Raw genomic sequence first — 6,610 nt, 5'->3', positions numbered from 1 at the left:
GTTCCGTTGTCGCTGGAAGTGGGGCGCATTATAAGGGGATCTGAAACCCCGTCAACCTTTAATTTCAAGAAAGTGTCATCTACCTGAAAACAAAGCGGGGAGGCCTGCCGGCCTCCCCGCTTCTTATATAGCCACCGCCTTACAGGCTAGGGAACGCGAACTGCGACGCCTCATGGCTTGCGCGTTGCGGCCAACGCTGGGTGATCGCCTTGCGACGGGTATAGAAGCGCACACCATCCGGACCGTAAGCATGCAGGTCACCAAACAGCGAACGTTTCCAACCACCAAAGCTGTGATAGGCCACCGGCACTGGCAGCGGCACGTTGACACCTACCATGCCCACTTCGATCTCGTCGCAGAACAGACGCGCCGCTTCACCGTCACGGGTGAAGATGCAGGTCCCGTTGCCATACTCATGATCGTTGATCAGCTGCATGGCCTGCTCCAGGCTGTTCACACGCACCACGCACAGCACCGGGCCGAAGATCTCTTCTTTATAGATGCGCATCTCCGGGGTCACCTTGTCGAACAAGGTGCCACCCACGAAGTAACCATCTTCATTACCGGTTACACGCAAGCCCCGGCCATCCACCACCAGCTTGGCACCAGCAGCAACACCGTCATCGATGTAACCCACTACCTTGTCACGGGCAGCAGCCGTCACCAGCGGCCCCATGTCCAGGCCACAGGACGTGCCGGCACCGATCTTCAGCGCCTTGATCTGTGGCTCGAGCTTGGCAATCAGGGCGTCGGCCACCTGGTCACCCACACACACGGCCACCGAAATGGCCATGCAGCGCTCGCCGCAAGAACCATAGGCAGCCCCCATCAGCGCGCTGACCGCGTTGTCGAGGTCGGCATCCGGCATCAGCACGGCATGGTTCTTCGCACCGCCCAAGGCCTGGACGCGCTTGCCACGCTTGGTTCCCTCGGCATAGATGTACTCGGCGATCGGGGTCGAACCGACGAAGCTCAGGGCTTTCACCTCCGGCGCTTCGATCAGCGCATCGACCGCTTCCTTGTCGCCATGCACGACATTGAGGATGCCCTTGGGCAGACCGGCCTCCAGCAACAGCTGGGCAATATAGAGGGTAGAGCTCGGGTCACGCTCGGACGGTTTGAGGATGAATGCGTTACCACAGGCGATGGCCAGCGGGTACATCCACAGCGGCACCATGGCCGGGAAGTTGAACGGGGTGATACCCGCCACCACGCCCAGCGGCTGGAAGTCGGACCATGCATCGATGTTCGGGCCAACGTTGCGGCTGTACTCACCCTTCAGTACTTCCGGTGCAGCGCAGGCGAACTCGACGTTCTCGATACCGCGCTTCAGTTCGCCCGCAGCATCTTCCAGCGTCTTGCCGTGCTCCTCGCTGATCATCTGCGAGATCTTCGCTTCGTTTTGCTCAAGCAGCTGCTTGAAACGGAACATCACCTGGGCGCGCTTGGCCGGTGGGGTATTGCGCCAGGCCGGGAAGGCGGCCTTGGCCGAATCGATGGCTTCCTGAACGGTGGCGCGGCTGGCCAGCTCGACCTTGCGCACGGCCTGGCCGGTGGACGGGTTGAAGACATCGGCGGTGCGTTCGCCCTTGGTGACCAGCTCGCCGTGGATCAGGTGCTGAACAATGCTCATGCAGAACTCCAGATAAAGAAGGTAGTGCCAGGCCCGTGCCGTTCACGCGCCTGGCATCAGAATCAGAAAGATCAGTCGACTTTGTTGAGGGTTTCACCCACCGCGTCGAACAGGCGGTCCAGCTCCTGCGGCTGGGTATTGAAGGTAGGCCCGAACTGCAGGGTGTCGCCACCGAAGCGCACATAGAAGCCGGCTTGCCACAGCTTCATCGCGGCCTCGTAAGGACGGACGATGGCATCACCGTCACGCGCGGCAATCTGGATCGCGCCGGCCAGGCCGTAGTTGCGGATATCAACGATGTTCTTGGTGCCCTTCACGCCGTGCAGCAGCTTCTCGAAGTGCGGCGCCAGTTCGGCGGCCGACTGCACCAGATTCTCTTTCTGCAGCAGGTCCAGCGCGGCGATACCGGCGGCGCAGGCGACCGGGTGCGCCGAGTAGGTGTAGCCGTGGGGGAATTCCACCGCGTACTCAGGGGTCGGCTGGTTCATGAAGGTCTGGTAGATCTCGCCAGTGGCGATCACCGCGCCCATCGGGATGGCGCCGTTGGTAACCTGCTTGGCGATGCACATCAGGTCCGGGGTCACGCCGAAGGCCTCGGCACCGGTCATGGCGCCCATACGGCCGAAGCCGGTGATGACTTCGTCGAAGATCAGCAGGATGTTGTGCTGCGTGCAGATCTCACGCAGACGCTTCAGGTAACCCTTCGGCGGCGGCAGCACGCCGGCGGAACCGGCCAGTGGCTCGACGATCACCGCGGCTATGTTCGAGGCATCGTGTAGTTCGATCAGCTTGAGCATCTCGTCGGCCAGGGCAATACCGCCCTCCTCCGGCATGCCCTTGCTGAAGGCGTTGACCGGCAACACGGTGTGAGGCAGGTGGTCGACGTCCAGCAGCTGGCCGAACATCTTGCGGTTGCCGTTGACGCCGCCCAGGCTGGTGCCGGCGATGTTCACACCGTGGTAGCCACGGGCACGGCCGATGATCTTGGTCTTGGTGGCCTGGCCTTTCAGGCGCCAGTAGGCACGGACCATCTTCAGCGCGGTGTCGGCGCATTCGGAGCCGGAGTTGGTGTAGAACACGTGGTTCAGGTCACCTGGCACCAGGTTGGCGATTTTCTCGGCCAACTGGAACGACAGCGGGTGGCCGAACTGGAAGGCCGGGGAGTAGTCGAGCGTGGCCACCTGGCGGGCCACCGCGTCGCCGATTTCCTTGCGGGTATGCCCGGCGCCGCAGGTCCACAGCCCCGACAAAGCGTCGAAAATCTTGCGACCCTTGTCATCGACCAGGTAGTTGCCTTCTGCCGCCACGATCAGGCGCGGGTCGCGCTGGAAGTTGCGGTTGGCGGTGTAGGGCATCCAGTGGGCATCCAGCTTGAGCTGGCTGGCCAAGCCGGAATGGGCGGTTTCGGGCATGTTCATCGGCGGTTCCTCGGAAGACGATTAGGCAACGATGGATGTTGTTGCAGCTAAATTCGCACGGGGATAAAGTCCGGAAAACCCAACATTTCTAATCTTCAGTCAGCAGATAACTAAACAAATGAGCCGACGCCCCGATCCCCTCGCCCAAGTCAGTGATTTCGATATTCGTCTGCTGAAGATCTACCGCAGCGTGGTGGAATGCGGCGGCTTCTCAGCGGCGGAGAACGTGCTGGGTATTGGCCGCTCGGCGATCAGCCAGCAGATGAACGACCTCGAGCAGCGCCTGGGCCTGCGCCTCTGCCAGCGCGGGCGCGCCGGTTTCTCGCTCACCGAAGAGGGCCGTGAGGTCTACCACTCGGCCTTGCAGCTGCTCAGCGCCCTGGAATCGTTCCGCACCGAGGTCAACGGCCTGCACCAGCATTTGCGCGGCGAGCTGAACATCGGCCTCACCGACAACCTGGTGACCTTGCCGCACATGCGCATTACCCACGCCCTGGCCGAACTGAAGGACCGCGGCCCCGACGTGCGCATCCAGATCCGCATGATCGCCCCCAGCCAGGTCGAACAAGGCGTGCTCGACGGCAGCCTGCACGTCGGCGTGGTGCCGCAGACCAGCCCGCTGTCAGGGCTCGAGTACCAGCCGCTGTACAGCGAGCGTTCGCTGCTTTATTGCGCGGTCGGCCACCCGCTGTTCTACGCCGAAGACCAACAGGTCGACGACCAACGCCTCAACAGCCAGGACGCCATCGCCCCGACGTTCCGCCTGCCCGCCGATATCCAGGCGCATTACCAGGCACTGCACTGCACCGCCAGCGCATCGGACCGCGAAGGCATGGCCTTCCTGATCCTCACCGGGCGCTTCATCGGCTACCTGCCCGACCACTACGCCAGCTTCTGGGTACAGCAGGGCCGCCTGCGCGCGCTCAAGCCTGCGCAACGCTTCTACGACCTGGGCCTGAGCTGGGTCACGCGCAAAGGCCGACGTCCCAACCTGGTACTGGAAAGCTTCCTCGAGAGCCTGGCTGCGACACGTTGATACTTATCCAGGCCGCAAATGCTTGTCACTTCGGCACAGGCAGGTAATCTGTCGAACATTCGTAACGACCCGTCCGGAATCGTCCATGACCCTAGAAGTCCCTGCGCATCGCTCCCCCGCCTCGGGCAAGCCCGCCGGCCGCATCCGCCAGAAGAACGAGCAGGCCATCATCCAGGCTGCCGAAGACGAATTCGCCCGCCACGGCTACAAGGGCACGAGCATGAACACCATCGCGCTCAAGGCCGGGCTGCCCAAGGCCAACCTGCACTACTACTTCACCAACAAGCTGGGCCTGTACATCGCGGTGCTGAGCAACATCATCGAGCTGTGGGACAGCACCTTCAACGCCTTGAGCGTCGACGACGACCCCGGCGAAGCACTGAGCCAGTACATCCGCACCAAGATGGAGTTCTCCCGGCGCAACCCGCAGGCCTCGCGGATCTTCGCCATGGAAGTGATCAGCGGCGGCGAGTGCCTCACCGAATACTTCAGCGCCGACTACCGCGAATGGTTCCGTGGCCGCGCTGCGGTGTTCCAGGCCTGGATGGAGGCCGGCAAGATGGACCGGGTCGACCCCGTGCACCTGATCTTCCTGCTGTGGGGCAGCACCCAGCACTACGCCGACTTCGCCACCCAGATCTGCCAGGTCACCGGCCGCAGCCGCCTGACCAAGCAGGACATGGAAGACGCGAGCAACAATCTTATCCACATCATTCTCAAAGGCTGCGGTATCAACGCGCCCGCCTGACCCGGACCTATGCCTTCTACCCTGCTCGACCTCTGCGAGTTCCGCGAGGAAATCCGCAAGAGCCGTTTCATCACCCTGGCCGGCCCGATCGCCAGCCCCGCCGAGGCAATGGCCTTCATCGAACGCCACAGCGACCTGGCGGCCACCCACAACTGCTGGGCCTGGAAGCTCGGTGGCCAGTACCGCAGCAGCGACGACGGCGAACCCGGTGGCACCGCCGGGCGCCCTATCCTCGCCGCCATCGAGGCGCAGGATTGCGACCAGGTGGTGGTACTGGTGATCCGCTGGTACGGCGGCATCCAACTGGGCACCGGCGGCCTGGCCCGCGCTTACGGTGGCGGCGCCAACAAATGCCTGCAGCAAGCCCCCAAACGGCTGCTGGTGCAGCGCAGCGAATTCACCTGCAGCTGTACCTTCAGTGAGCTGGCACTGGTCAAGCTGCGCCTGGCGGAGGTAGACGGCCTGGTGCTGGACGAGCAATTCACCGCCAATGGCGTCGACCTGCATATCGCGCTGGGCGATATACACCAGCACACCCTGCAACAACAACTGGCCGACCTGAGCCGCGGACGCATCCTGCTGGAACGCCACTGAGCCTTGCCCACAACTACTGTGGGCCCGCCTGTGGATAAGCTTGGGGCATTCTTGCCTAGGCCTTGTGCTTCAAGGGGTTCAGCGCATTGATCATATTTTGATCACAACAGTATGACAGTGACCCAAGTCACTGAAAGCCGGTGAGTTATCCCCAGCCTTTAACATCGGCATGTGCTGAAACCAGCGTTTCAGCGCGATATTGCTTGCGCACAATTACTGTGGAGCAGCCTGTGGATAACCCGTGAGCCAGTCTGCCAAAGCCTGATGCCATCGGCTTCGCAGCGAGCTGTTCATTTTTTGTACAGACCTCATCAGTCGCACAGGCCTGCGACGCAGTACTGGGATATGCTCCTCATCCACGCCCTGTGCACATGAGGGCGCCCACACTTTGCCGCGGGGCGAGCAGCCACTCGTTTCGCCCAATCAAGGAGCATCGCAATGACCGCGAACAAGACCGCCCTGATTATCGGCGCCTCCCGAGGCCTCGGCCTGGGCCTGGTACAACGCCTGCACGAGGATGGCTGGAACATCATCGCCACCGTACGTGATCCACAGCAGCCCGGCGCCCTCGGCGAGGTACCGGGCGTGCGTATCGAGCGCCTGGAGATGAACGACACCGCCCAGCTCGATGGCCTCAAACAGCGGCTGCACGGCGAGGTCTTCGACCTGGTGTTCGTCAACGCCGGCGTAATGGGCCCGCTGCCGCAGGACCTGGAGAGCGTCCAGGTGCCGCAGATCGGCGACCTGTTCATGACCAACGCCGTGGCACCGATCCGCGTCGCCCGGCGCCTGGCCGACCAAGTGCGTGAAGGCACCGGCGTGCTGGCGTTCATGAGCTCTATCCTGGGCAGCGTGACCATCCCCGACGGCGGCGAGATCTGCCTGTACAAGGCCAGCAAGGCTGCGCTCAATTCGATGATCAACAGCTTCGTGGTCGAGCTGCAGCGCCCCGACCTGTGCGTGCTGGCCATGCACCCGGGCTGGGTGAAGACCGACATGGGCGGCGAGAACGCCGAGATCGACGTGCTCACCAGCACCCGCGGCATGCTGGAGCAGATCAAGGCCCAAAGCGGCAACGGCGGCCTGCGCTTCATCAACTACAAGGGTGAAGCACTTATCTGGTAAGCCCCGGGCGATGCAGGCCCGGTGGGCGCATTGCCCGGCCGGGCCCTGTAGAATAG

General features: G+C 62.8%; 6 protein-coding genes. 4 read left to right on the top strand and 2 right to left on the bottom strand.

All coding sequences use genetic code 11. From position 1 onward, the window contains the following. Positions 1–139: 139 nt before the first annotated feature. Together RTH46_RS22490 and RTH46_RS22485 are read right to left on the bottom strand one after the other, a co-directional pair. Positions 140–1,633, bottom strand: a complete 1,494-nt coding sequence (locus RTH46_RS22490; RefSeq protein WP_153785829.1) for a CoA-acylating methylmalonate-semialdehyde dehydrogenase — start codon at positions 1,631–1,633, stop codon at positions 140–142. A 71-nt stretch (positions 1,634–1,704) separates the two neighbouring features. Beyond that, entirely contained in the window at positions 1,705–3,051 is a 1,347-nt protein-coding gene (locus RTH46_RS22485) for an aspartate aminotransferase family protein (RefSeq protein WP_316906669.1), read from the bottom strand. Positions 3,052–3,169: 118 nt separating this feature from the next. On the opposite strand from RTH46_RS22485, the gene RTH46_RS22480 reads away from it, so the two are divergent. The 4 genes from RTH46_RS22480 (at position 3,170) to RTH46_RS22465 (ending at position 6,554) form a co-directional block, all read left to right on the top strand. Continuing rightward, the gene (locus RTH46_RS22480; RefSeq protein ID WP_153785827.1) at positions 3,170–4,087 is read left to right on the top strand and encodes a LysR family transcriptional regulator; all 918 of its coding nucleotides are present in this window, start codon (positions 3,170–3,172) and stop codon (positions 4,085–4,087) included. An 85-nt stretch (positions 4,088–4,172) separates the two neighbouring features. Continuing rightward, positions 4,173–4,835 carry a TetR/AcrR family transcriptional regulator gene (locus tag RTH46_RS22475; protein WP_153785826.1) on the top strand — a complete coding sequence of 221 codons (663 nt, stop codon included), beginning with the start codon at positions 4,173–4,175 and terminating at the stop codon, positions 4,833–4,835. 9 nt (positions 4,836–4,844) lie between these two features. Continuing rightward, complete coding sequence (locus RTH46_RS22470) at positions 4,845–5,429, top strand: IMPACT family protein (RefSeq protein WP_153785825.1); 585 nt, start codon at positions 4,845–4,847, stop codon at positions 5,427–5,429. A 438-nt stretch (positions 5,430–5,867) separates the two neighbouring features. Continuing rightward, the gene (locus RTH46_RS22465) at positions 5,868–6,554 is read left to right on the top strand and encodes an SDR family oxidoreductase (protein WP_316906668.1); all 687 of its coding nucleotides are present in this window, start codon (positions 5,868–5,870) and stop codon (positions 6,552–6,554) included. Positions 6,555–6,610: the final 56 nt, after the last annotated feature.

The organism is Pseudomonas sp. zfem004 (assembly GCF_032621715.1).
In the GTDB taxonomy this organism is placed as follows: Bacteria; Pseudomonadota; Gammaproteobacteria; order Pseudomonadales; family Pseudomonadaceae; genus Aquipseudomonas; species Aquipseudomonas sichuanensis.
This window is presented reverse-complemented; position numbering and strand designations above follow the sequence as displayed.

Excerpts from the sequence above, each read along its gene's own strand:
- RTH46_RS22490 (WP_153785829.1), bottom strand. The coding sequence starts at position 1,633 with ATGAGCATTGTTCAGCACCTGATCCACGGCGAGCTGGTCACCAAGGGC.
- RTH46_RS22485 (WP_316906669.1), bottom strand. The coding sequence starts at position 3,051 with ATGAACATGCCCGAAACCGCCCATTCCGGCTTGGCCAGCCAGCTCAAG.
- RTH46_RS22480 (WP_153785827.1), top strand. The coding sequence starts at position 3,170 with ATGAGCCGACGCCCCGATCCCCTCGCCCAAGTCAGTGATTTCGATATT.
- RTH46_RS22475 (WP_153785826.1), top strand. The coding sequence starts at position 4,173 with ATGACCCTAGAAGTCCCTGCGCATCGCTCCCCCGCCTCGGGCAAGCCC.
- RTH46_RS22470 (WP_153785825.1), top strand. The coding sequence starts at position 4,845 with ATGCCTTCTACCCTGCTCGACCTCTGCGAGTTCCGCGAGGAAATCCGC.
- RTH46_RS22465 (WP_316906668.1), top strand. The coding sequence starts at position 5,868 with ATGACCGCGAACAAGACCGCCCTGATTATCGGCGCCTCCCGAGGCCTC.